Source organism: Streptomyces sp. MK37H, assembly GCF_018035285.1.
GTDB lineage: Bacteria > Actinomycetota > Actinomycetes > Streptomycetales > Streptomycetaceae > Streptomyces > Streptomyces endocoffeicus.
In genome coordinates, this window is sequence record NZ_JAAAYH010000113.1 from 1 (window position 1) to 22,815 (window position 22,815).

At 72.7% G+C, this 22,815-nt stretch carries 20 protein-coding genes; 9 read left to right on the forward strand and 11 right to left on the reverse strand.

Annotation, left to right across the window (positions count from 1 at the left end; genetic code table 11):
* Positions 1 to 139: 139 nt before the first annotated feature.
* Together GWI24_RS17985 and GWI24_RS17990 are read left to right on the forward strand one after the other, a co-directional pair.
* Complete coding sequence (locus GWI24_RS17985; RefSeq protein ID WP_210946959.1) at positions 140 to 1,057, forward strand: phosphatidylinositol-specific phospholipase C/glycerophosphodiester phosphodiesterase family protein; 918 nt, start codon at positions 140 to 142, stop codon at positions 1,055 to 1,057.
* 70 nt (positions 1,058 to 1,127) lie between these two features.
* A complete protein-coding gene (locus tag GWI24_RS17990; RefSeq protein ID WP_247616537.1) occupies positions 1,128 to 1,616 on the forward strand; it encodes a GNAT family N-acetyltransferase in 489 nt (162 codons plus the stop codon).
* On the opposite strand, the gene GWI24_RS17995 is transcribed toward GWI24_RS17990, so the two are convergent.
* The gene (locus GWI24_RS17995; RefSeq protein WP_210946961.1) at positions 1,597 to 2,895 is read right to left on the reverse strand and encodes an ROK family transcriptional regulator; all 1,299 of its coding nucleotides are present in this window, start codon (positions 2,893 to 2,895) and stop codon (positions 1,597 to 1,599) included. The genes GWI24_RS17990 and GWI24_RS17995 overlap by 20 nt on opposite strands.
* 71 nt (positions 2,896 to 2,966) lie before the next feature.
* The gene (gene xylB, locus GWI24_RS18000) at positions 2,967 to 4,424 is read right to left on the reverse strand and encodes a xylulokinase (protein ID WP_210946962.1); all 1,458 of its coding nucleotides are present in this window, start codon (positions 4,422 to 4,424) and stop codon (positions 2,967 to 2,969) included.
* Positions 4,425 to 4,542: 118 nt separating this feature from the next.
* On the opposite strand from xylB, the gene xylA reads away from it, so the two are divergent.
* Positions 4,543 to 5,715, forward strand: coding sequence for a xylose isomerase (gene xylA, locus GWI24_RS18005; protein WP_210946963.1), 1,173 nt, complete (start codon positions 4,543 to 4,545; stop codon positions 5,713 to 5,715).
* A gap of 96 nt (positions 5,716 to 5,811) precedes the next feature.
* On the opposite strand, the gene GWI24_RS18010 is transcribed toward xylA, so the two are convergent.
* The 3 genes from GWI24_RS18010 to GWI24_RS18020 all read right to left on the reverse strand — a co-directional run bounded on the left by GWI24_RS18010 (position 5,812) and on the right by GWI24_RS18020 (position 11,562).
* Entirely contained in the window at positions 5,812 to 6,900 is a 1,089-nt protein-coding gene (locus GWI24_RS18010; RefSeq protein WP_210946964.1) for a pectinesterase family protein, read from the reverse strand.
* A gap of 436 nt (positions 6,901 to 7,336) precedes the next feature.
* Positions 7,337 to 8,614 carry an SWF or SNF family helicase gene (locus tag GWI24_RS18015; RefSeq protein WP_210946965.1) on the reverse strand — a complete coding sequence of 426 codons (1,278 nt, stop codon included), beginning with the start codon at positions 8,612 to 8,614 and terminating at the stop codon, positions 7,337 to 7,339.
* Positions 8,611 to 11,562 (reverse strand): DEAD/DEAH box helicase, encoded by a 2,952-nt coding sequence (locus GWI24_RS18020; protein WP_210946966.1) that lies wholly within the window; start codon positions 11,560 to 11,562, stop codon positions 8,611 to 8,613. Before GWI24_RS18020 ends, GWI24_RS18015 begins: the two co-directional genes overlap by 4 nt.
* 142 nt (positions 11,563 to 11,704) lie before the next feature.
* On the opposite strand from GWI24_RS18020, the gene GWI24_RS18025 reads away from it, so the two are divergent.
* A complete protein-coding gene (locus GWI24_RS18025; RefSeq protein WP_210946967.1) occupies positions 11,705 to 11,887 on the forward strand; it encodes a hypothetical protein in 183 nt (60 codons plus the stop codon).
* 308 nt (positions 11,888 to 12,195) lie between these two features.
* Here the strand turns inward: GWI24_RS18025 and GWI24_RS18030 are convergent, their stop codons facing one another.
* Both GWI24_RS18030 and GWI24_RS18035 read right to left on the reverse strand, forming a co-directional pair.
* Positions 12,196 to 12,993 carry a hypothetical protein gene (locus GWI24_RS18030; RefSeq protein WP_210946968.1) on the reverse strand — a complete coding sequence of 266 codons (798 nt, stop codon included), beginning with the start codon at positions 12,991 to 12,993 and terminating at the stop codon, positions 12,196 to 12,198.
* A gap of 102 nt (positions 12,994 to 13,095) precedes the next feature.
* A complete protein-coding gene (locus GWI24_RS18035) occupies positions 13,096 to 13,632 on the reverse strand; it encodes a PadR family transcriptional regulator (RefSeq protein WP_210946977.1) in 537 nt (178 codons plus the stop codon).
* Between the two features lie 110 nt (positions 13,633 to 13,742).
* Between GWI24_RS18035 and GWI24_RS18040 the strand changes: the two genes are divergently transcribed.
* A complete protein-coding gene (locus GWI24_RS18040) occupies positions 13,743 to 14,510 on the forward strand; it encodes an alpha/beta fold hydrolase (protein ID WP_210946969.1) in 768 nt (255 codons plus the stop codon).
* 48 nt (positions 14,511 to 14,558) lie between these two features.
* Here the strand turns inward: GWI24_RS18040 and GWI24_RS18045 are convergent, their stop codons facing one another.
* Entirely contained in the window at positions 14,559 to 15,179 is a 621-nt protein-coding gene (locus tag GWI24_RS18045; protein WP_210946970.1) for a class I SAM-dependent methyltransferase, read from the reverse strand.
* Between the two features lie 242 nt (positions 15,180 to 15,421).
* Between GWI24_RS18045 and GWI24_RS18050 the strand changes: the two genes are divergently transcribed.
* Complete coding sequence (locus tag GWI24_RS18050; protein ID WP_210946971.1) at positions 15,422 to 15,940, forward strand: roadblock/LC7 domain-containing protein; 519 nt, start codon at positions 15,422 to 15,424, stop codon at positions 15,938 to 15,940.
* The gene (locus tag GWI24_RS18055; protein ID WP_210946972.1) at positions 15,909 to 17,102 is read left to right on the forward strand and encodes a zinc-dependent alcohol dehydrogenase; all 1,194 of its coding nucleotides are present in this window, start codon (positions 15,909 to 15,911) and stop codon (positions 17,100 to 17,102) included. Before GWI24_RS18050 ends, GWI24_RS18055 begins: the two co-directional genes overlap by 32 nt.
* Positions 17,103 to 17,155: 53 nt before the next feature.
* Here GWI24_RS18055 and GWI24_RS18060 read toward each other — a convergent pair whose 3' ends face one another.
* Positions 17,156 to 17,584: a PPOX class F420-dependent oxidoreductase gene (locus GWI24_RS18060; RefSeq protein ID WP_210946973.1), complete on the reverse strand. Its 429-nt coding sequence runs from the start codon at positions 17,582 to 17,584 to the stop codon at positions 17,156 to 17,158.
* A 119-nt stretch (positions 17,585 to 17,703) separates the two neighbouring features.
* Between GWI24_RS18060 and GWI24_RS18065 the strand changes: the two genes are divergently transcribed.
* Together GWI24_RS18065 and GWI24_RS18070 are read left to right on the forward strand one after the other, a co-directional pair.
* Complete coding sequence (locus tag GWI24_RS18065; RefSeq protein ID WP_164424906.1) at positions 17,704 to 18,108, forward strand: roadblock/LC7 domain-containing protein; 405 nt, start codon at positions 17,704 to 17,706, stop codon at positions 18,106 to 18,108.
* Positions 18,109 to 18,206: 98 nt separating this feature from the next.
* Complete coding sequence (locus tag GWI24_RS18070; RefSeq protein ID WP_210946974.1) at positions 18,207 to 19,169, forward strand: DUF6397 family protein; 963 nt, start codon at positions 18,207 to 18,209, stop codon at positions 19,167 to 19,169.
* A 43-nt stretch (positions 19,170 to 19,212) separates the two neighbouring features.
* Here the strand turns inward: GWI24_RS18070 and GWI24_RS18075 are convergent, their stop codons facing one another.
* Both GWI24_RS18075 and GWI24_RS18080 read right to left on the reverse strand, forming a co-directional pair.
* Complete coding sequence (locus GWI24_RS18075) at positions 19,213 to 20,103, reverse strand: acyl-CoA thioesterase II (RefSeq protein WP_210946975.1); 891 nt, start codon at positions 20,101 to 20,103, stop codon at positions 19,213 to 19,215.
* A 61-nt stretch (positions 20,104 to 20,164) separates the two neighbouring features.
* Positions 20,165 to 22,693, reverse strand: a complete 2,529-nt coding sequence (locus GWI24_RS18080) for an RNA helicase (RefSeq protein WP_210946976.1) — start codon at positions 22,691 to 22,693, stop codon at positions 20,165 to 20,167.
* Positions 22,694 to 22,815 lie beyond the last annotated feature (122 nt).

Here is a 22,815-nt window from a genome sequence, read left to right on the forward strand (position 1 = left end):
GGAACGGCGAGGAAATGGCCGGGGACCACCCGTGGAACTCTTCGCTCAGTACTGCCCTTTGGGTGTACGGCCGCCCGATACTCACTGGCGTCGATCCTGCGTATCCGGCACCGGGCCGGGACGAGAGCCGGGAGGCCCCATGGACCGCCGTACACGCCGTGCCTTTGTCGTCACCCTCGGAGCCGCTCTGGCGGGCGGCGCGGCCGCGCCCGCGTTCGCGGGCACGTCCGCCTCGTTCGGCAACACCGCCGTCGCGACGGACAACTCGAAGGACGGCACGAGGGACCGCGCCAAGGGCAAGCGGCCGCTGGCCAGAGCCCACGCCCACAACGACTACGAGCACCCGCGTCCGCTCCTCGACGCGCTCTCCCACGGCTTCGGCAGCGTGGAGGCCGACATCTGGCTGGTCGACGGCCGGCTGCTGGTCGCGCACGACGCCACGGACCTCGACCCCACCCGCACCCTGGAGTCGCTCTACCTCGACCCGCTGGCCCGGCGGGTGAAGGCCAACGGCGGCCGGGTCTACCGCGGTTACGACCTGTCGCTGCAACTGCTGATCGACCTCAAGACCGCCGGAGAGCCGACCTACCTGGAGCTGGCCAAGCGGCTGCACCGCTACGGCCACCTGTTCAGCGCCGCCTACGGCGGGGTCGGCGGCCGGGTGCGCCGCGGCGCGGTGACGGCCGTCATCTCCGGCGACCGCGGTGCCCGGGCCCCCATGGAGGCCGAGAAGGTACGCCACGCCTTCTACGACGGACGGCTGGAGGACCTCGGCTCGGGCGTGCCCGCCTCCTTCATCCCGCTGATCAGCGCCGACTGGACCAAGACCTTCACCTGGACGGGAGCCGGTCCGATACCGGCGGCGGAGCGCGAGACGCTGCGCCGCCTCGTCGCCTCCGCGCACGACGCCCGGCAGACTGTGCGCTTCTGGGCCACCCCGGACGTGGCAGGACCGGAGCGCGACGCCCTGTGGCGTGAGCTCCTGGCCGCCGACGTGGACTACCTCAACACCGACGACCTGGCGGGCCTGGAGGCGTTCCTGCGCGCGGCCCGCTGACGCCTCGTGGGGCGGCGGCCGGGGAGAAAATCACTCGCGTGCCGCCGCCCGCACGGCCATGCTGGCCCTCATGCTCATCAGGACCGCCACCGCCGAGGACTGGCCCGCCATCTGGGCCTTCCTGCGCCGCATCGTCGCCGCGGGGGAGACCTACACCTACCCCCGCGACCTGGACGAGGACCGGGCCCGCGAGATCTGGATGCTGGAGCCCCCGAGCCGTACCGTCGTCGCCACCGACCCCGACGGCACGGTCCTCGGCTCGGCCAAGATGAACCCCAACCACATGGGGCCCGCCGCGCATATCGCGGGGGCCAGTTTCATGGTCGCCCCCGAGCACGGCGGACGCGGTGTGGGCCGGGCCCTGGGCGAGTATGTCCTTGAGTGGGCGCGCGCCGAAGGCTACGAGGCGATGCAGTTCAACGCCGTGGTGGAGAGCAACACCCGGGCGGTGGCGCTGTGGCGCTCACTCGGCTTCGAGGTCATCGGCACCGTCCCCAAGGCGTTCGCCCACCCCACGAACGGCTATGTGGGGCTGCACATCATGCATCGCTTCCTCTGATCCCGGCCGGCTCATCGGCCCCGGCCGGGTCCCTGAACCCGGCCGGATCGTCGAGGACCGCCTGCACCACCGAGCTGGCCGCGCCCAGCAGCGGGCCGTCCGGGCCGAGCCGGGAGACGGTCACCGCCCCGCTGCCCGGACGGGCCGGGTCGGTGAGCCGCTGGCCCAGCTCCCGCTCCAGGGCGGGCAGCAGCCAGGGCGCCAGCGGCGTCAGCGCGCCGCCGAGCACCACTTTCTCCGGGTCCAGGAGGTTCACCGCGCCCGCGAGGGCGATCCCGAGCGCCGCGCCCGCGCCGCGCAGCGCGCGCCGCGCCCGCTGGTCGCCGCTGGCCGCCCGCACGGCCAGCACGGCGATACGGCCGCCGGGGCCCGGATGCTGGGCCGTGGCCTCTTCCGGGGACAGACCGCTCGCCCGCAGCACCGCCTCCTCGCCCGCGTACTGCTCCAGACAGCCGCGCCCGCCGCAGGCGCACTCGGGCCCCTCGGGACGCACCGGCACATGACCCAGCTCGCCCGCGAAGCCGTGGGTGCCGCGCAGCAGTTGCCCGTCGAGCACGACCGCGGCGCCGATGCCGATCTCGGCCGAGACATGGACGAAGTCCCGGGGCGCCGGGTCCTGGCCGCCCCGCCACAGCTCGGCGAGCGCACCCAGATTCGCCTCGTTGTCCACGGTCACCGGCAGACCGGGCAGCGCCGCGCGCAGCTCGGGGCCGATGTCCACCCCCTCCCAGCCCAGGTTGGGGGCGCGGACGACCAGCGACGAGTCCCGTGCCACCAGGCCGGGCACCGCCACCGCGAGCCCCACCGGCCGCAGCCCGCCCAGCTCCGCCTCCGCCGCGACCTGCCGGACCAGGCCGGCGAGCTGGGTGAGCACCGGGGCCGGTGAGCGGTCGCGGTTCGCCGAGGCGAGCTCCGTACGGGCCCGTATCCGCCCGGCGAGGTCCACCGCGCACACCGCGAGGTGGTCCACCCCGATCTCCGCGCCCAGCCCGGCCGGACCGCGCTCGTTGAGCTGGAGGGCGCTGCCGGGGCGGCCGACCGTGCCGGGCCGGGAGGGGCCCAGCTCGACCAGCAGCCCGTCCCGGATCAGCTCGTCGACGAGCGTGGAGACGGCGGCCCGGGTGAGCCCCACCCGCGCCGCCACCGCGGCACGGGACAGCGGGCCGTGGGCGGCCACGGCGTGCAGCACGAGGGAGAGATTGCGCCGGCGCATCGCCTGCTGGGTGTTGGGCAGTGGCGCTGCCACCTGAATCCGTCTCCTCTCGGCCGATCCGCTCATTGTGCCGGGCCGGTACGACAACCGGGGCGCCCGGCCGCCGTCGTACGGCGTTCATGCGTGACGCGGCGCGCTCACGCGTGGCGCAGCAGGCCGTCCGCGTCCGCCAGCACCCGGGAGAGCCGCTCCAGCGCCGCCTCGTCACGGGGCACCGGACCGTAGGACGGCCCCTCGGCGGTCGACCAGCGCCGCGCCACCGCCGCCGGGTCCTCGCCCAGCACCAGCCCCGCGGCCTGCGCGGCGGCCCCGAGGGCGACCAGCTCCTCGGCCCGGGGCACCTGGACCGGGCGTCCGCTCAGCCGCCGGACCGTCTCCCGCCACGCGGTGCCCTTGGCGCCGCCGCCGATGAGCAGCAGCGGGGCGTCGGGCGCCGCGTCCGCGTCCAGCACCTGGTCCAGCGCGGTGAGCAGGGCGAAGACGGCCCCGTCGTAGGCGGCCTGGAGCACCTGCCCCGGTGTGGTGTCGTGGCGCAGACCGTGCAGCAGCCCCGAGGCGTGCGGCAGATGGGGAGTGCGCTCGCCGTCGAGGAACGGCAGCAGCACCGCCGAACCGCCCGGCTCCACCGCCTCCCGGTCGCGGCCCAGCAGCGCCGCGATCCGGTCGACCGCGAGGGTGCAGTTGAGCGTGCACGCCAGCGGCAGCCAGGCGTCACGCGTGTCGGCGAACCCCGCGACCACCCCGGTGGGGTCGGCGGGCCGGTGGGCCGAGACCGCGTAGACGGTGCCGGAGGTGCCCAGGCTCAGCACCGGCTGCCCCGGGCGCAGACCGAGCCCCAGGGCGGCCGCCATGTTGTCGCCCGTGCCGGTGGCCACCAGGGCGCCGGTGGGCAGCGACAGATCGGGCAGCTCCCGTACGGTCCCGGCGGCCTCGCCGTGGCGCAGCACACGCGGCAGCAGCTCGGGGGCGAGCCCGACCCGGTCCAGGATCTCCTCGTCGTAGGACTCGGTGCCCGAGGCCCACCAGCCGGTGCCCGAGGCGTCGCCGCGGTCGGTGGTGCCGTAGCCGGTGAGCCGCTCGGTGAGGTAGTCGTGGGGGAGCCGGACGGCCGCGGTGGCGCGGGCCGCATCCGGCTCGTTCTCCATGAGCCAGGCCCACTTGGTGACCGTGAAGGCGGGCGCGGGCACGCTGCCGATCCGCTCCGCCCATGCCTTGGGGCCGCCCAGCTCCTCGATGAGCCGGTCGCGCTGCGGCGCGGAGCGCACATCGTTCCACAGCAGGGCGGGCCGCACCGAGCGGCCCGAGGCGTCCAGTGTGACCAGGCCGTGCTGCTGGCCGCCCACGGAGACGGCGGCCGCCTCCCGGGCGGGGGTCCCGCACTGGCGCAGCGCCTCGGTGAGCGCCTCCCACCACTGCTCGGGGACGGACTCCTTACCGGTGCCGTGGCTGCCGCCGCCGACGGTGTGCGGGGCCTGTCCTCGGGCGACGACCGCACCGGTCGCGGAGTCGACGACGAGCGCCTTGGTCGACTGCGTGGAGCTGTCCACGCCGACGACGAGCGGTCCTTGCGGCACGGGCACGGCTGCTGCTGCCATCTCGCGCTCTCCCTTGCGTTCATGGGTCGTGCGGTGTGCGGGCTGTACGGGGCTTCCCCGGAATGCTCGCGCATACTAATTTGTAAAGCGCCATGACGAAATAGGCGAGGGAGCCGCGATGAGCTACAACCCCACCCCCGAGGACCGGTTCACCTTCGGACTGTGGACGGTCGGCTGGCAGGGCCGGGACCCGTTCGGGGACGCCACCCGCCCGGCACTCGACCCCGTGGAGTCCGTGACCCGGCTCGCCGAACTCGGCGCCTACGGCGTCACCTTCCACGACGACGACCTCATCCCCTTCGGGGCCTCCGAGACCGAGCGCGAATCGCATATCAAGCGCTTCCGGCAGGCCCTGGACGCCACCGGGATGACCGTGCCCATGGCGACCACCAACCTCTTCACCCATCCGGTCTTCAAGGACGGCGCATTCACCGCCAACGACCGCGATGTGCGCCGCTACGCGCTGCGCAAGACCATGCGCAACATCGACCTCGCCGTCGAGCTGGGCGCGACGACCTATGTGGCCTGGGGCGGCCGCGAGGGCGCCGAGTCCGGCGGCGCCAAGGACGTGCGCGCCGCCCTCGACCGGATGAAGGAGGCGTTCGACCTGCTCGGCGCGTATGTCACCGAGCAGGGCTACGATCTGCGCTTCGCCATCGAGCCCAAGCCCAACGAGCCGCGCGGCGACATCCTGCTGCCGACCGTCGGCCACGCCCTGGCCTTCATCGAGCGGCTGGAGCGGCCCGAGCTGTACGGGGTCAACCCGGAGGTCGGCCACGAGCAGATGGCCGGGCTGAACTTCCCGCACGGCATCGCGCAGGCGCTGTGGGCGGGCAAGCTCTTCCACATTGACCTCAACGGCCAGAACGGCATCAAGTACGACCAGGACCTGCGGTTCGGCGCGGGCGATCTGCGGGCCGCCTTCTGGCTGGTCGACCTGCTGGAGACCGGTGGCTACGAGGGCCCGCGCCACTTCGACTTCAAGCCCCCGCGCACCGAGGACATCTCGGGCGTCTGGGCCTCGGCGGCGGGCTGCATGCGCAACTACCTCATCCTCAAGGAGCGCGCGGCCGCCTTCCGCGCCGACCCCGAGGTCCAGGAGGCGCTGCGCGCCTCGCGCCTGGACCAGCTGGGCCTGCCGACCCTCGACGAGGGCGAGACCCCGGCGGCGCTGCTCGCGGACCGCACCGCCTTCGAGGACTTCGACGTCGAGGCGGCCGCCGAGCGCGGTATGGCCTTCGAGCGCCTCGACCAGCTGGCCATGGACCATCTGCTGGCCGCGCGCGGCTGACCGTGTCCGGCCGGCCGTGTCCGGCCGCCGGTCCCGCCCCCCGACGGGACCGGCGGCCGGGGCTCCCACCGGCTCAGGACTCCGGCAGCCGACCGCTCAGGACGACGGCTGCCAGCCGCCGAGCCAGTCGGCGATCTCGTAATCCGCGGCCTGGGCGTCGGTCAGCTGCGGACGGTCCGTGCTCGCCGCACCGGAACCGGCGCCGGTGTTCTTGTACTCCGCGAAGCGGTCGTCCTTCCAGGAGAAGCCGCTCATGTCCGTCCACGGTGTGGTCTTGATCGCCGCTGACAGATCCGTATTGCGAACGATCGCCTGCGGATCGAGACTGGCGTCGCCGCCCGCGTGCCAGGGACGGCCGAGATAGAACGACCGGCTGCTGACATCTCCGGTGATGTTGCTGTTCATGAACAGGAAGCCCTTCTTCCCGGCCGCTGTCGAGGGCGCCGCGACATAGCCGCCGGAGCTGCCGTCGTAGCGCTTGACGAGCCGGATCGCCGACTTGTTGATCACGGCGGAGGCCCGGCCGAAGACGAAGTCGACATTCCCCTGGATCCAGGCGTTGTTGACATACACCCGGCCGGCCTTGTCCTTGCTCGCCGAGTCCAGCAGCAGGGTGTCCTGGTCCCCGAGCGCGCCGATGTTGTCCAGGACGATCCGGTCGCCCGCGGTGCGCAGCGCGACCGCCTGCTTGTCGGTGATGCTGGTGTTGCCCTCGTTGAAGTCGTTCACGAACTGCAGATTGCGGGCCTGGAAGTCATCGGCCTCGACGGCCACGGTCGCACTGCCGCTGGTGCCGTAGGTGCCTCCGCCGGGCTTGGGGGTGCCGGAGGCGTTGTTGTAGACGATCGTCACGTCGTTCTTGCTGCTCGTGGTCCCCACCAGCCGGATGTGCGGCTTGTTGGCGGGGATCTTCACCGTCTCGCGGTACGTACCGGGCTTGATGGAGATGGTGACGGCGGACGGGTTGTTCGCCGGCACCGCGTCGACGGCCGCCTGCACGGTGGTGTAGGTGCCGCTGCCGTCCTTGGCCACCACGATGGTGGCCGCCGCGGCGGTGGGCGTGTCGGCGGTGGGCGTGGCGGCGCGGGCCGGGGCGACGGCGAGCCCGACGCCGGTGGCCAGGGCCAGGGAGCCGATGAGCGGAGCGGGGCGGCGCAGCCGGGGGCGCCGTGGACTGAGGGTCATGGTCGGTGACTCCGTCCCGTGGAGGCGTGCCGAGGGGGTTGACGCCTTACGGTCTCCACGGCCCACCCAAAGGTTGCCGCACCGCCTCTTTCGGCGTGGCTGGCTCCTCGGTCCGGCTGGATCTTCGGCCTGTCTCGTCTACGGTCTCCGGCCGCACCGGACGGGGCAACGCCGGACCGTACCCCGGCCGCCCGTACGGGCCGGCCCGCGAGGCGTACTTCGGCCGCCCCGCGAGCCGGGGCGGCGGCCGGGGCCTCACCCCTTGCGTACGGGCGGCCGGGCCCGCTACTTCCCTGAGGCCGGGCCTCGCGCCTTCCTTACCGGCAGCGCCATCGGGATCGGGCGAACTGCCTGGCCCGAGGCCCGAGGCGTGAGGCCCGAGGCCCGAGGCCCTGTACCGGTGGCGGAGGGATACCGCCACCGGTACCGGGCCGCGTCAGCCGTCGGAGACCGGCATCGCCAGCGCCGCCGCCGGGTCGTGTCCGGCCGGGCCCGCGGGCCACCAACGGCCGCGTTCCCTGCGGTACGGCCACCATCGGCCGTCGTGTCCGTAGCGCACCTGGAGATCGGCGCCCACCACCGTCCAGCGGTTCGCCGTGGCCCGCAGCCGGGGTGCCTGCTCGTCCCCCTCCCAGGCGATCGCGAGCTGGGCGCGGGCCCGCGCGAGGGCTTCCGCGTCCGGCGTCCACTCCTCCTCCAGCACGGTGAGCGCGGCGGTCCCGCCGTGCTCCCAGGCGCGGACGGCCCGCGCCAGATCGGTGCGGTCGCGCCCGCAGCCCGCCGCGAGCCGGGCGGCGATCGGGGCCGGGGGACCGGTGGCGGTCAGCCGCACCGTGTCCTGCCACACCGTCAGCTCGGCCGGGACCGGGGAGGCGGCGTGGCCGGGTGCGAGCGCCTCGGCCAGCAGCCGCTGGGCGCGTACGGCGGCGTCCGCCGCCAGGAACTCCAGCGCGGCCACGTCCAGCCCCTCGGCCGGGTCCGTGCCGCCCGCCAGCGCCGGAGGACGGCCCGGCGCGGCGACTGCGGACGGGGGTGCGGGCAGCGGGGGCGGACCGGGCGCGGCGAACGCCTCCCGGGCCGGTACGCCCTCCGGAACCGGCGGAGCGGCGTCCTCCGCCGCCCGCGGAAGGTGCCGGGCGGCCCGCGCCGCGCTGCGCACCTGGAGCTCGTCCAGCAGCTCCCGCTCCCCGCGTCCGCGCATCAGGAGCAGCACATACGGATCCTCGTCCAGCAGCCGGGCGAGCTGGTAGCACAGCGCCGCGGTGTGCGGGCAGTGGTCCCACGCCTCGCAGCCGCACTCCGGCTCCAGATCGCCTATCCCCGGCAGCAGTTCGACGCCCACGGCCGCCGCGTCCTCGGCCAGCTGCGGGGGCATGTCGCGGTCCAGCAGGGCGGCGATATGGCCGGAGCGGTCCGCGACCACCTCCAGCAGCCGGTCCCATTCCGCGCCGGTGAACTCCCGCAGCAGTACATCGGACCGGTAAGGCGTGCGGTCGCGGTCCCGCACCACGGCGGTGATCCGGCCGGGGCGTACACACACCGCGCCCACAGCTCCCTCGCGCGCCTGCTTACGGCCGCGCTTCAGCTGTTCGCCGTCCAGCGCCGTGTCCTCCAGGGCCTTCAGCCACGCCTGGCCCCACCAGGTGCGGGCGAAGCCGCGGCCACGGGCGGGCGGCAGTGCGGCGAAGGTGCGCTCGGACTCGGTACGGCTCATCGTTCGGTCCCCCTCAGCTCCACGAGCTCCGCCAGCTCGGAATCGGTCAGTTCGGTCAGCGCGCCCTCGCCGGAGCCGAGCACGGCGTCCGCCAGCTCCCGCTTGCGCGTCAGCATCGCGGCGATGCGGTCCTCCACGGTCCCCTCCGCGATGATGCGGTGGACCTGCACCGGCTGGGTCTGGCCGATGCGGTACGCGCGGTCGGTGGCCTGTGCCTCGACGGCCGGGTTCCACCAGCGGTCGTAGTGCACGACATGCCCGGCCCGGGTGAGGTTGAGCCCCGTGCCCGCCGCCTTCAGCGACAGCAGGAACACCGGGACCTCGCCGTCCTGGAAGCGCCGCACCATCTCCTCGCGCCGCGCCACCGGCGTACCGCCGTGCAGCAGCTGGGCCGGCACCCCGCGCGCGGCCAGGTGGCCCTCGAGGATGCGCGCCATCTGGACGTACTGGGTGAAGACCAGGACACTCGCGCCCTCGGCCAGAATGGTGTCCAGCAGCTCGTCGAGCAGCTCCAGCTTGCCGGAGCGCCCGGGGACCACCGGACGGTCCTCCTTCAGATACTGCGCCGGGTGGTTGCAGATCTGCTTCAGACCGGTGAGGAGCTTGACGATGAGCCCGCGCCGGACGAGGCCGCCGGTGCCGGAGATCTCGGCGAGGATCTCGCGCACCACCGCCTCGTAGAGCCCGGCCTGCTCCTTGGTGAGCGCGACGGCCCGGTCCGTCTCCGTCTTGGGCGGCAGCTCGGGGGCGATACCGGGGTCGGACTTGCGGCGCCTGAGCAGGAAGGGGCGGACCAGTTTCGCCAGCCGCGCGGCCGCCTCGGGGTCGCTTCCGCTCTCCACGGCCTGGGCGTAGCGCCTGCGGAACGCGCCATGGGTGCCCAGCACTCCCGGCGTGGTCCAGTCGAGGATCGCCCACAGCTCGGAGAGGTTGTTCTCGATGGGCGTTCCGGAGAGCGCCACGCGGGCCTTCGCGCCGATGGCGCGCAGCTGCCTCGCCGTCGCCGAGAACGGGTTCTTCACATGCTGCGCCTCGTCCGCGACCACCATGCCCCACGGCCCGGCCTCGGCCAGCCGCTGCGCGTCGAGCCGCATCGTGCCATAGGTGGTGAGGGCGAACTCGCCGTCGTCAAGGCCGTCCAGGCTGCGCGCGGAGCCGTGGTAGCGGCGCACCGGGGTGCCCGGCGCGAACCGCTCGATCTCGCGCCGCCAGTTGCCCATCAGCGAGGTGGGGCAGACCACCAGAGTGGGCCCGGAGGCTTCGGGGATGCCCATCCGGTGGAGATGGAGGGCGATGAGGGTGATGGTTTTGCCGAGCCCCATGTCGTCGGCGAGACAGCCGCCGAGGCCGATCGAGGTCATCCGGACCAGCCAGTCCAGGCCCCGCAGCTGATAGTCGCGCAGTGTGGCGGCCAGGGCGGAGGGCTGGGACACGGGCGCCCGCTGGGCGCCGGCGGTCCCCTCGGGGTCGGCGAGGTGCTCCCGCAGGGCCTCCAGCCAGCCGGTGGCCCGCACCTCCACATCGGTGCCGTCGGCCTCCGTGCGACCGGTAAGGACGGCACCGAGGGCGTCGGCGGGGGTGAGCTTGCGGTCCTGCCGGTCCCGGACGCGGCGCGCCGCCTCGGGGTCGAGGAGGACCCATTGGTCGCGCAGCCGTACCACCGGCCGGCTGGCCTCGGCGAGCCCGTCGAGCTCGGCGCGGGTGAGTTCCTGGTCGCCCACGGCGAACCGCCAGCTGAAGCGCAGCAGCGCGTCGGCGGATAGGAAGGCGGGGAACCGGGGCCCGGCGTCGTCCTGAGCCTCGTCGTCGCCGTCCGGGCCGATGACGGCACGGGCGGTGAGCCCGCGGGCCAACTCCCTGGGCCAGTGCACCTGGACCCCGGCGGCGTCCAGCGCTCCGGCCGCCGGACCGAGCAACTCGGTGACCTCCTCGTCGGCGAGGTCGAGGGCGTCGGGCACGGCGGCCGACAGCAGCGGGGTGAGCGGCGCCCAGGCGCGGGCCGCGCGCCGCAGGGTCAGCAGGGCGTCCATACGGGCGCGCGGACCGAGGGCCGGGGTGATGGGCGAGGTACCCGCCCAGACATCGGCGGCGTCCGCGACCAGCGCCGGATCGGTGAGGCTGTGCAGCTGGAGGACGGCGCGGAAGCGCGGCCCGTCCGCCTTACCGTTCCCACCGACACCGTGCAGCAGCTCGATACGGATCGAGAGCCGCACCCCCGCGTCGTGCCCGGCGGCCACGTCGGCGGCCCAGGCACGCTGTTCGGGCAGCCGCCGTGGCGCCGGGGCGGCGAAGGCGGGGCCGCCCGCGGCCAGCGCCGCCGCGGGCGAGCGCGGCAACCCGTCCGCCACCGCGTCCAGGAACGCCCGCAGATGCCGCTCGGGCTCGGGCAGCAGCACCGGGCCGGAGACGGGCAGCGGCGTCGCGTGCGCGGCGGGCGGCATGGCGGCGGCCAGCTCACGCACCCGCGTCAGATCGTCAGGGGTGAGCGGGCCGACGCGCCAGGCGTCGTGGTCGGTGGCGCTGAGCCCGGGCAGCAGCCTTCCGCGGGCCGCGAGTTGGAGGGCGAGTACGGCGGCGGCGCCCCAGAAGGCCGTGGCGGGGTCGCACTGCCCCGGACCGGCCTGTGCGGCCCGCGCCCGGGCCCGGGTGAGCACCGGCAGTGCCTCGCCCAGGGGCAGCACGAGCGCCCTTACGGTGCGCGTCCGGACGTCGAGGCCGGTGGGGCTGGGGCCGGTGGGGGCGTCATGGGGACCGTCATCGGTGCCGCCCACCGGGACGACGACCGTCAGCTCCTCGGCGGAGCCGGTGGCGGGGCCGGAAGGAGGCGCGCCGTCCGGCCGCCAGAAGGCGACCCGGCCAGTGCGTGCCGGGTCACCGGGAAGGAAGACCGCGGTGCAGCGGGAGAGTTCTGCGATGTCGGAGGGTGTTGCCGCGGAGGGTGGTGTCACAGCGCTGAGCGTTCCTCAAATTTGACTAGTCGAGCCCGGGCCGCCCGAGGGTACAGGATCACGGCGTGGGGAGGAACCGGATGCCGCCGGTGTCCGTTGTGTGGAGTGAGTGCGGCTATGGGCCGTGAAGGAGGCGGGTGAGATGTCCACACGCGCGAAGGTCGCCACCGGTGGTGTGGTGGCGGGTGTGATCCTGCTCTGGGTGTTGCCCTTCTGGGCGGCGCTGCTGGTGATCGTGGGAGTGCCGGCGGTGGCCTATCTGCTGCTGGACCCCTCCCAGCGCCGCAGGCTGAACAGGGTCACCCGTAAGCAGCTGGGCCGCTGAAGCGGCCGGGCCGCCGAGCGCGGCCGCGCAAGGCGGCCGGCTGGGCCAGGGGCCACGGGCGGAGCGCACCCGGGAGTGACCGCGCAGTACCGATCGCGGACCGCCCGCGACCCCGTTCCGGGCCCGGTCGGCTGGGGGAGCGGCCATGGCCCCTTGGGGCTCCGCTGAGGCCCGGTGCGGCGTGCGGGCTCGGACGGAGAGGGCCGCGAGGACCGTAGGGGCGCGGGCTCACCCGGGTCGGCGTGCCTGACCGGCCCGTACGGCGTCCTTGACCGGCCCCGTACGGGTGACGGCGGGGCGTCAAGGTCTCAGTGCGGCCGTACGGCCAGCTTGTCCAGGGCCGCCAGCAGCCCCGGCAACTCGGGGCCGCGACCGACCGGCAGCACCTCGCCCGGTGCGTCGTCCAGCAGCACGAACGCGATGTCGTCGGTCCGGGCCACCATGCTCCAGCCCGGCCCGTCGGCCCGGAGCGTCCGCGCGTCACCGGAGGCGAACGCCGAGCGGATCCGCCCCAGCGGCGGGGGTGAGTCCAGATAGCCGCGCGCCTCTTCGAGCACCCGCCGCACGCCCCCGTGCGGCTTCTCGCCCGGGGACACGAACGTCACATCGCTGTCCACCTGCTCACGCCAGATCGCCCACTGGAGCGCGATCTCATCGGCGCCGAGCCGCCGCTGGGCCGGGCCCCACCGCTCGGAGTCCGGCGGCGACAGCGGCGCCCGGGAGGCGTCTTCCCTCAGCTCGGGGTCGGGCGCGGGATCATGGGGAGCCGGTACGCCCGGGGCGGCCACGGCCACCGCGAGCGGCCAGCCGGGAAGCGAGGCGACCACCGTACGGTCTTCGATGGCCAGGGCGTACTCCATACCGCAGTCCCAGGTCGCGATGGCGATGGCCACGAGCGACACATCGTCGGTGACCACCGTCCAGCGCGCGCCGTCGAGGTCCTGTCCCAGCACCAGTCCGTAGCCGGTCTCGTACGGCTCCAGCCCGAGCGCGGCACATGCCTCGGGATAGTCGTCGCCGAGCACGCTCGGGAATTGAGCGGGTGTCAGCAGCACTGCGGTCAGCACATACAGCGCCTCGTCGCGTGACTCCTCCGTGGCGGGCACGACAGCCTCCTCTTGCGCATGCGGATCCGATGAGCGATCCGTCGTCGCGCACCTTAACCACCCAGTAGCCACGGAGTCGAGACATCGGGAGGCGGTCGGCCCTCAGTCGTCGGTCGCCGCCCGGAGCGTGTCCAGTGTGCGCCGCAGCCATGACAGTTCGGCCTGGCTGGTGGCCCGGGCGATGGTGAGAATGCCGCGCCGGAAGGGATCCTCGACCTCTTCGGCCCGCAATGGGCGGTCGCCCTCGTAGAAGAAGCTCGACGGCTGCCGCAGAAAGGCCATCCGGCGCTCCAGAACCTCCGCCTGTGCCGACGGGTCGTCGAGGTGGCGCAGGAACGCCAGCACGGTGAACCAGCGGTTCTCGTCGGTGATGTCGACGTCCGCCGGATGCGCGAGGCGGCGGCGCAGCTCCGCCTGCCCCTCGGCGGTCAGTGTGAGCACGTGCCGGGGCGCGGCCCCCGCGCCCGGCTGGGTCCGGCGGGCCAGCAGCCCGGCCTTCTCCAGCCGCTTGATCGCCGGGTAGAGGGTGGACTCGGCCACGGGTTTCACATGTCCGGTCAGCGCGGCGATGCGCTTGCGCAACTCATAGCCGTGCAGTGGGGCGTCGTGGAGGAAGCCCAGGATGGCGAGTTCGAGCATGGCCGCATTGTGCCGCATGACCGCTGTACCTCGTGAGCGTAATACATCGGCGGCGATGTATTGTCGGTGTCCGACGCGATCCTTAAGGCGGGAATGGCGGGAGGAAAGCCATGGAGCACGCCTCATTCGGCCCGGAGGGGGCCCACATCAGATGGACCGGCACGGCCGGGGGCGGGGAGGGCGGCCCGCCGCGGGTGTATGTCCATGGGCTCGGCGCGACATCGGCCGTCTATCACGCCCATATAGCCGCCGTCCCGGCCCTCGCGGACCGGCGGTCGCTCTTCGTGGACCTGCCCGGCCACGGGATCAGCGACCGCCCCGCCGGCTTCGGCTACACGCTGGAGGACCACGCCGACGCACTGGCCTCGGCCCTCGACGCGGCCGGGGCGCGAGGTGCCGAACTCATCGGGCACAGCATGGGCGGATCGGTCGCCATCGTGCTGGCGGTGCGCCGCCCGGAACTGGTGTCCCGTCTGGTGCTCACCGAGGCCAATCTGGATCCCGATCCGCCGCTGTCGGCGGGCAGCAGCCGGATCGCGACGTACACCGAGGACGCGTTCGTGCGCGGCGGTGGTTTCGAGGAGACCCTGGAGCGGATCGGGCCGGTGTGGCGGGCGACGATGCGGCTCGCCGACCCGACCGCCCTGCACCGCAGCGCGTGCGCGCTGGTCCGTGGCACCCGGCCGACCATGCGGGAGATGCTCCTCGGCCTGGAGATTCCCCGTACCTTCCTCGTCGGCGGGCACGGCGAGGAGCTCACCGGGCGCGAGGAGTTGACGGCGGCCGGGGTGTTGGTCCGCACCGTACCCGGAGCGGGGCACAACGTGATGTTCGACAACGCCCCCGGCTTCGCGGCGGCGGTCGCGGGTCAGCCCTGAGCGGTCTGCTCGGGCCGGCCGTTCCGGTCCGGTCGGCCGGACCGATCCTCAGCCGACTTCGCGTACGGAGAGCGCCAGAAAGCGTGTGTCCTCGTCGGTGTACGACTCCAGCCGCCAGCCGGCGTCCGCCAGCAACGGCCGCAGTTGGGCCTCCGCCCGCAGATCGTCGGGCGTGAGGGCACGGCCGTGGCGGGCGGCGAGGGCGGCCCGCCCCACCGGGTGGAACAGCGCGAGCCGCCCGCCGGGGCGCACCACCCGGGCCAGTTCGCGCAGGTTCTCGCGGGGGGCGGAGAGATGGGAGATCAGCCCGGCGGCGAACACCGCGTCGATGCGGCCGTCGCGCAGCGGCAGCCGTGCCACATCGGCGAGGGCGAGGCCCGCGAAGCCGTCCCGGCCCTCGCGCCGGGCGGCGTCCAGCATGGCGGGCGTGAGGTCCACTCCGAGGACGGTCCCCTCGGGGCCGACCGCGGCGCGCAGCGCGGGCAGCGCACGTCCCGTTCCGCACCCCGCGTCGAGTACCGCGTCCCCGGGGCGGAGCCCGAGGTCGGCGACGGCGGCGGCGTAGGCGGGGCCGTCGTCCGGGAAGCGGCGGTCCCAGTCGGCCGCCCTGGGGGTGAAGAAGTCCCGTACGTCGGCCGCACTGTTTCCATGGGAGGGCTCATGTGGCACGGAAACTCCTCGGAACACCTTGGATACGACGGTGAAGCGCTGCGCTGGGCAAGCAGCCTACGCCCGCTTTGAGTGCAGATTCGGACGCTCATCGATCGCTCTGGCATCTGACTCTGTCAATTTTCAACAGGTTCCGTAATGCGCCCTCAATGTGCGCCCCCGCCGGGTCTAGCGTCCCTGGCCCAGGGGGGACACCTGGAGCGCCGCCCGGCGCGACGCGTCCCGACCGAGGGAGACCGCGCATGACCAAGCCGCGCAGCACCGCCGCACGCTCCATGGCCGATCTCGACCGGATCCTGGACGATCAGGTGGCCGGGGCCGCAGGCGTACGCCATGCCGTGGTGCTCTCCAGGGACGGGGCCACCGTCAGCGCCTCCGGTGGGCTCTCCCGCCATGAGGCCGAGCACCTGGCCGCGGTCGCCTCCGGATTCCACGGCATCGCCGCGAGTGCCGGGCGCCGGCGGCGCGGCGGCCCGTCCCGGCGGACGATGATCGAGATGGCGGCGGGCACCCTCTTCGTCGCGGCGCTGGCCGACGGCGCGTGCCTGGCCGTGCTGGGCACCGCGGGCGCCGAGCTGGCCGTGATCGCCGAGGAGACGGCCCGGCTCGTGGACCTGGTGGACCGGCGGCGCGGCCCATGGTCCCGCCGACGGTTCGGCCGGATGCGCCGGGGTACTCGCAACAGCCCTAGGAAGATCATTCCGACGACCACGGCGAAGGGGTGCGGTGATGCGAGCGGTGACCTGGCAGGGCCGACATGATGTGCGGGTCGAGACGGTGCCCGACCCCATCATCAAGGAGCCGACGGACGCGATCGTCCGGATCACCACCACGGGGCTGTGCGGGTCCGATCTGCATCTGTACGAGGTGCTCACGCCGTTCATGACCCCCGGCGACGTCCTCGGCCACGAACCGATGGGCATCGTGGAGGAGACCGGCCCGGAGGTGACGCACATCAAGCCCGGCGACCGCGTGGTGGTCCCGTTCCAGATCGCCTGTGGACACTGCTGGATGTGCCGTTCCGGTCTGCCGACGCAGTGCGAGACCACTCAGGTCGCCGAGCACGGCATGGGGGCGGAGCTCTTCGGCTACACCAAGCTCTACGGCGCGGTGGCCGGCGGCCAGGCGGAATACCTGAGGGTGCCGCAGGCCCAGTACGGCCCGATCAAGGTGCCCGAAGGAGTCCACGACGACCGCTTCGTCTATCTGTCCGACGTACTGCCCACGGCATGGCAGGCGGTCGAGTACGCGGAGGTGCCGCGCGGCGGCACGCTCGCGGTCCTGGGGCTGGGCCCCATCGGGCTCATGGCCTGCCGGGTGGCGAAGGTCCAGGGTCTGGCCGACCGGGTCATCGGCGTCGACCTCGTCCCCGAACGGCTTCGCCGGGCGCGCGCCGACGGCGTCGAGGTCCATGACCTCAATGACTTCTCCCGCCAGGAGGACCTGGTCGAGGCCATCCTCTCGACCACCGGCGGCCGCGGACCGGACGCGGTCATCGACGCGGTGGGCACGGAAGCCCACGGCAGCCCGTTGGGCCGGACCGCCCAGCGGGCCACGGGTCTCCTGCCACGGGAATGGGCCGCCAAGCTCACGGAGAAGGCCGGGGTCGACCGGCTGGCGGCGCTGCGGCTGGCCATCGCGCTGGTGCGGCGCGGCGGAACGATCTCCCTCAGCGGGGTCTACGGCGGGATGGCCGATCCGCTGCCGCTGATGACCCTGTTCGACAAGCAGATCCAGCTGCGGATGGGCCAGGCGAACGTGCGGCGCTGGGCCGACGACATCTTCCCGCTGCTGACGGACGACGACCCGCTGGGCGTCGACGGGTTCGCCACCCATCGCGTGCCGCTGGAGGAGGCACCCCGCGCCTATGAGATGTTCCAGCACAAGGAGGACGGTGCGATAAAGATCCTCATGCGCCCGTAAACGTCGGATGGGCGGGGGTGCGCCATGAAGGGATGGATTTCGGTCGAATCTCGCTACTCGGCGACCCCGGAGAGCGCGAGCACCTTGTCGATGCGCACCCTGACCAGCAGCTCGCCCGGCACGCCGTTACGGGCGCCGTACTCCTCGGCCCGGTCCTCGCCCATGTAACGTGCGGCGATCCGGGTGGCCCAGTCGCGGACCTGCCCCAGATCGTCGATCAGCTCGGCGCGCCCCCGCAGGGTGACGAAGGCGAACGGCGGCCTGTCGTCGTCCACACAGATGGTGAGCCGGCCGTCCCGGGCCAAGTTGCGTCCCTTGACCGTCTCCTGACCTGTGTTGAAGACGAGGTCGTCACTGTCGAGCAGGAACCACACGGGCGCGAGGTGCGGACTTCCGTCGGCCCGCACGGTCGCCAGCTTCGCGGTGCGGGTGCCCTCCGTGACGAACTTCTGCCACTGATCCTTGGTCATGTTCTGTGCCATGTCCCCATCCTGCGTCAATCAGCGCACAAGCGTGGGGTGCCGGGCGGGGTGGGTTGCCCAGACGGCGGCAGTGAGAAAGGCTGGCACGCAGCTGAAGGGGAATCGGGGAGGAATCGGATATGGCAGTGAACAAGGGGCTCGACTGGTTACTGGACGACCTGACCGAGCGGATCGCGCAGATACGGCATGCGCTGGTGCTGTCCAACGACGGGCTGGTGACGGGGGCGAGTTCCACACTGGTGCGCCAGGACGCCGAGCACCTGGCCGCGGTGGCGTCAGGGCTGCACAGCCTCGCCAAGGGGTCCGGGCACCACTTCCGGACGGGCCGGGTGCGACAGACGATGGTCGAATTCGACGAGGGCGTCCTCTTCGTCACGGCGGCGGGGGACGGCAGCTGTCTGTGCGTGCTCACCGGGCCGGACGCGGATGTGGGGCAGGTCGCGTACGAGATGGCGCTGCTGGTCAACCGGGTGGGGGAGCACCTGGGAGTCGAGGCCAGGCAGGAGAGCGGCGCGCCCAGCTGATGCCGCGCGGAAGTTATCCACAGGCCTGACCGAGCATCTTGCTTCGCGGCTATCGTCGTCACTGTCAGTGATTGAGGCAGTGCGGGGGAGGACGTCGCATGGCAGTGCGGGTGGATCAGGAGCTGCGGGAGAGCCAGGGGCCGTGGAGCCCGGAGTGGCTCGGCGAGCCGAGCGTACCGGGACGGGCGAGCGGGCCGGGAGACCCTGGCGGGCCGGCGGGGCCGGGCGGATCGGGCGAGAGCGTCGCGTTCGGCGCGGCGGCCCGGGCGCTGGGGCTCAACACGCGGGAGTTCGAGCTGGCCGTTCAGTTAAGTGAGGTGCGCACCGTCACCACCGGTCTGGGCCGGCGGGTGGCGTGCGAGGAGTTGAGGCGGGTGACCGCCGCCGAGGGCTTCCCGGAAGCGCTCATCGCCCGTCTCCGTGTGGTCGGCACCGCGGAGAGCGCGGAGCTGCTCGGCATCACCCAGGGGCGGCTGACCCGCCTCGCGCGCGGGGGTTTCTTCGCCCCCGTCCGGTTCTATGTCAATCGCTATCGGGCCGTCGTATGGCTCTATCTGGCGTCAGACCTGACCGAGTTCGCCGTCAGGCAGCCTGAGTTGCTGAGCGGCCGCACCCCGCCGGGGCTCAGCGCCGCATTGGCCGCCGGGGAGGACTGGCGGGCCGCCAAATGGCGCAGCCGAAGGATCGGCCAGTTGCTCGCCCAGACCGACGACCCCTGGGAGCGGGCCTCGGTGCTGGCCTCGGTGCTGGGCTCCGTCGAGCTGGCCTCGGCCGTGGCCGATCCGTATGAGCGGGCCCATCTGCGGCAGCTCCGCCCCGCACTCGTCCGGATGCGCCCTGAGGCCGGAGCGGTCCGGGATGTCATCGGCACGGTGGTCACGGCGGACGACCCACGGGAGATCCGGCGCTATCGGGCCGCTCTCGCCTCGTCGTTGGACGACGCCCGCCGGGCCCGGCCCGCGCCGCGCCCGGACGCCGGGCCGGAGTCGGCGCTCGATGACCGCACCCCGGTTCCGGGCCGCCCGAGGAGCCTGTGGCAGAAGCTGATCGGCAGGCGATGAGACACGGTGCGGTACATCCCTGTGGGGCACACCACGGTGGGGCTCAGCCGCCGTCCGCGGCACCTTCGGCGGGCCGCAGCGGGCGGAACAACCCCTCTTGCACGACGGACACCAATAGCCGACCCGCACGGTCGTAGATCCGGCCGCGCGCCAGTCCCCGGCCGCCCGTGGCCACGGGCGACTCCTGCTCGTAGAGAAACCACTCATCGGTGCGGAACGGCCGGTGGAACCACATGGCGTGATCCAGCGAGGCCATGTCGAAGCCCCGTGGGCCCCACAGCGGCTCGACCGGCACCCGCACCGCGTCCAGCAGCATCATGTCGCTCGCATAGGTGAGCGCACAGGTGTGCACCAGCGGGTCGTCCCCGAGCGGCCCCACCGCACGCATCCATACGGCGCTGCGCGGTTCCGCGCCCTTGAGCTCCTCGTCCGTCCAGCGCAGCCGCTCCACATAGCGGATGTCGAAGGGCTGTCGGCGCTCCATACGGGCGAACGCCTCGGGGAGCGTGCCCAGATGGGCGCGGACCTCGTCGGCGAGGGTCGGCAGGCCCTCCGGCCCGGGCACATCCGGCATCGGCAGCTGCTGCTCGATACCCGGCTCAGGAGAATGAAAGGAGGCCGTCAGATTGAAGATCGTGCGACCCTGCTGGATGGCGACGACCCGGCGGGTGGTGAAGGAGCGCCCGTCCCGGACCCGCTCCACCTGGTACACGATGGGCACGCCCGGCCGACCCGGCCGCAGGAAGTACGCGTGCAGCGAGTGCACCGGACGTTGCCCGTCGGTGGTCCGCCCGGCAGCCACCAGCGCCTGGCCCGCCACCTGTCCGCCGAACACCCGCTGCAGGGACTCATCGGGGCTGCGGCCACGGAAGATGTCCAGCTCGATCCGTTCCAGATCGAGCAGATCGACCAGGCGCTCGGCGGGATTGGTCATCGGTGGTGCTCCTTCACTGAGGGGGCCGGGCCGGTCCCCGGCGTGGACCGCGTCCAGGAGGCTACAGTTGGCCCACGTCGGTGACCCGGACCACCGCCCGGCCCTCCTCGTCGGAGGCGGCGAGATCGACCTCCGCCGAGATGCCCCAGTCGTGGTCGCCGTTCGGGTCGTCGAAGGTCTGGCGCACCCGCCACAGACCGTGCTCGGGGTCCTCCTCGATCCGCAGCAGCTTCGGCCCCCGTGCCTGCGCTCCGGTGCCGAGCTCCTCGTACTCCTCCCAGTACCCGTCCAGCGCCTCGGCCCAGGCGTCCTCGTCCCAGCCGGAGTCGGCGTCCATCTCCCCGAGCTCGGCGACCTTGTCCAGCGCGGCCAGCTCCACCCGGCGGAACATGGCGTTGCGCACCAACACGCGGAAGGCGCGGGCGTTGGCGGTGACCGGCCTGACCTGGTCGGCGCGCTCCTGCGCCTCCTCCGCCGACTCCTCCTCCGGGTTGGCCAGCTGCTCCCACTCGTCCAGGAGGCTGGAGTCGACCTGCCGCACCATCTCGCCGAGCCAGGCGATGATGTCCTGGAAGTCATCGGACTTCAGATCGTCCGGCACGGTGTGGTCCAGGGCCTTGAAGGCGCTGGCCAGGTAGCGCAGCACAATGCCCTCGGTCCGCGCCAGGTCGTAGAACGAGGTGAACTCGGTGAAGGTCATCGCCCGCTCGTACATGTCGCGGATCACCGACTTGGGCGAGAGCGGATGGTCGCCGACCCATGGATGGCTCTTGCGGTAGAGCCCGTACGCGTGGAAGAGCAGTTCCTCCAGCGGCTTGGGGTAGGAGATGTCCTGGAGCCGCTCCATGCGCTCCTCGTACTCGACGCCGTCCGCCTTCATCGCGGCCACCGCCTCACCGCGCGCCTTGTTCTGCTGCGCCGCCAGGATCTGCCGGGGGTCGTCCAGCGTCGACTCCACGACCGAGACCATGTCCAGGGCGTAGGAGGGCGATTCGGGGTCCAGCAGCTCGAAGGCGGCCAGTGCGAAGGTGGACAGCGGCTGGTTGAGCGCGAAGTCCTGCTGCAGATCCACCGTCAGCCGGACGATCGGGGCGCCCCCGTCCTCGCCGTCGGCGTCCCTGGGCTTCACCTGCTCGACCACCCCGCCGTCCAGCAGCGAGCGGTAGATCGCGATCGCCCGGCGGATGTGCCGCAGCTGGTTCTTGCGCGGCTCGTGGTTGTCCTCCAGCAGTCGGCGCATTCCCTCGAAGGCGTTGCCGGGACGGGCGATGACCGACAGCAGCATCGCGTGGGTGACCCGGAACCGGGAGGTGAGCGGCTCGGGGTCGGAGGCGATGAGCTTCTCGAAGGTGTTCTGGCCCCAGTTGATGAAGCCCTCCGGCGCCTTCTTGCGGACCACTTTGCGGCGCTTCTTCGGATCGTCCCCGGCCTTCGCGAGCGCCTTCTCGTTCTCGATGACGTGCTCGGGCGCCTGGGCCACCACAAAGCCCGCGGTGTCGAAGCCGGCCCGTCCGGCCCGGCCCGCGATCTGGTGGAACTCCCGGGCCCGCAGCGTCCGCACCCGCTGACCGTCGTACTTGGTCAGTGCGGTGAACAGGACGGTGCGGATGGGCACATTGACGCCCACGCCCAGGGTGTCCGTACCGCAGATGACCTTGAGCAGCCCGGCCTGCGCCAGCTTCTCCACCAGCCGCCGGTACTTGGGCAGCATGCCCGCATGGTGCACGCCAATCCCGTGCCGGACGTAACGGGACAGGTTGCGGCCGAACTTGGTGGTGAACCGGAAATTGCCGATCAGCGAGGCGATCTCATCCTTCTCGGCGCGCGAGCACATATTGATGCTCATCAGCGCCTGGGCCCGCTCGACCGCCGCCGCCTGGGTGAAGTGCACGATGTAGACGGGCGCCTGCTGGGTCTCCAGCAGCTCGGTCAGCGTCTCGGTCAGCGGCGTCGTCCGGTACTCGTAGCTCAGCGGCACCGGCCGGGTCGCGGACCGCACGACCGCGGTGGGCCGCCCGGTGCGCCGGGTCAGATCCTCCTCGAACCGGCTCATATCACCGAGCGTCGCCGACATCAGGATGAACTGCGCATGCTCCAGCTCCAGCAGCGGGATCTGCCACGCCCAGCCCCGGTCCGGCTCCGCATAGAAGTGGAACTCGTCCATCACCACCTGGCCGATATCGGCGTCCTTGCCGTCCCGCAGGGCGATGGACGCCAGCACCTCGGCCGTACAGCAGATGACCGGCGCGTCCGCGTTGACCGACGCGTCGCCGGTGAGCATCCCGACGTTCTCGGTGCCGAAGAGCTTGCACAGCTCGAAGAACTTCTCCGAGACCAGGGCCTTGATCGGCGCGGTGTAGAAGGTGACCTCGTCCCGGGCGAGGGCGGCGAAGTGGGCGCCCGCCGCCACCAGGCTCTTGCCCGAGCCGGTGGGGGTCGAGAGGATCACATTCGCCCCGGACACCACCTCGATCAGCGCTTCCTCCTGGGCGGGGTACAGCGAAATGCCCCGTTCTTCGACCCAGGTGGAGAACGCCTCGAAAAGTGCGTCGGGGTCGGCGTCGCTCGGCAGCTGATCGATAAGAGTCACGCACCTATACTGCCTGGTTTCCCCGCCGGGACGGGAACCGGCTGTACGTGCGAAGATCGTCCGCCGCTAGGCTGTGCCGGGCCGAAGCAGTCAACTCCCGCTCGGAAGCGGGAAAGAACAGG

Excerpts from the sequence above, each read along its gene's own strand:
- GWI24_RS17985 (WP_210946959.1), top strand. The coding sequence starts at position 140 with ATGGACCGCCGTACACGCCGTGCCTTTGTCGTCACCCTCGGAGCCGCT.
- GWI24_RS17990 (WP_247616537.1), top strand. The coding sequence starts at position 1,128 with ATGCTCATCAGGACCGCCACCGCCGAGGACTGGCCCGCCATCTGGGCC.
- GWI24_RS17995 (WP_210946961.1), bottom strand. The coding sequence starts at position 2,895 with ATGAGCGGATCGGCCGAGAGGAGACGGATTCAGGTGGCAGCGCCACTG.
- xylB (WP_210946962.1), bottom strand. The coding sequence starts at position 4,424 with ATGGCAGCAGCAGCCGTGCCCGTGCCGCAAGGACCGCTCGTCGTCGGC.
- xylA (WP_210946963.1), top strand. The coding sequence starts at position 4,543 with ATGAGCTACAACCCCACCCCCGAGGACCGGTTCACCTTCGGACTGTGG.
- GWI24_RS18010 (WP_210946964.1), bottom strand. The coding sequence starts at position 6,900 with ATGACCCTCAGTCCACGGCGCCCCCGGCTGCGCCGCCCCGCTCCGCTC.
- GWI24_RS18015 (WP_210946965.1), bottom strand. The coding sequence starts at position 8,614 with ATGAGCCGTACCGAGTCCGAGCGCACCTTCGCCGCACTGCCGCCCGCC.
- GWI24_RS18025 (WP_210946967.1), top strand. The coding sequence starts at position 11,705 with ATGTCCACACGCGCGAAGGTCGCCACCGGTGGTGTGGTGGCGGGTGTG.
- GWI24_RS18035 (WP_210946977.1), bottom strand. The coding sequence starts at position 13,632 with ATGCTCGAACTCGCCATCCTGGGCTTCCTCCACGACGCCCCACTGCAC.
- GWI24_RS18040 (WP_210946969.1), top strand. The coding sequence starts at position 13,743 with ATGGAGCACGCCTCATTCGGCCCGGAGGGGGCCCACATCAGATGGACC.
- GWI24_RS18050 (WP_210946971.1), top strand. The coding sequence starts at position 15,422 with ATGACCAAGCCGCGCAGCACCGCCGCACGCTCCATGGCCGATCTCGAC.
- GWI24_RS18055 (WP_210946972.1), top strand. The coding sequence starts at position 15,909 with ATGCGAGCGGTGACCTGGCAGGGCCGACATGATGTGCGGGTCGAGACG.
- GWI24_RS18060 (WP_210946973.1), bottom strand. The coding sequence starts at position 17,584 with ATGGCACAGAACATGACCAAGGATCAGTGGCAGAAGTTCGTCACGGAG.
- GWI24_RS18065 (WP_164424906.1), top strand. The coding sequence starts at position 17,704 with ATGGCAGTGAACAAGGGGCTCGACTGGTTACTGGACGACCTGACCGAG.
- GWI24_RS18070 (WP_210946974.1), top strand. The coding sequence starts at position 18,207 with ATGGCAGTGCGGGTGGATCAGGAGCTGCGGGAGAGCCAGGGGCCGTGG.
- GWI24_RS18075 (WP_210946975.1), bottom strand. The coding sequence starts at position 20,103 with ATGACCAATCCCGCCGAGCGCCTGGTCGATCTGCTCGATCTGGAACGG.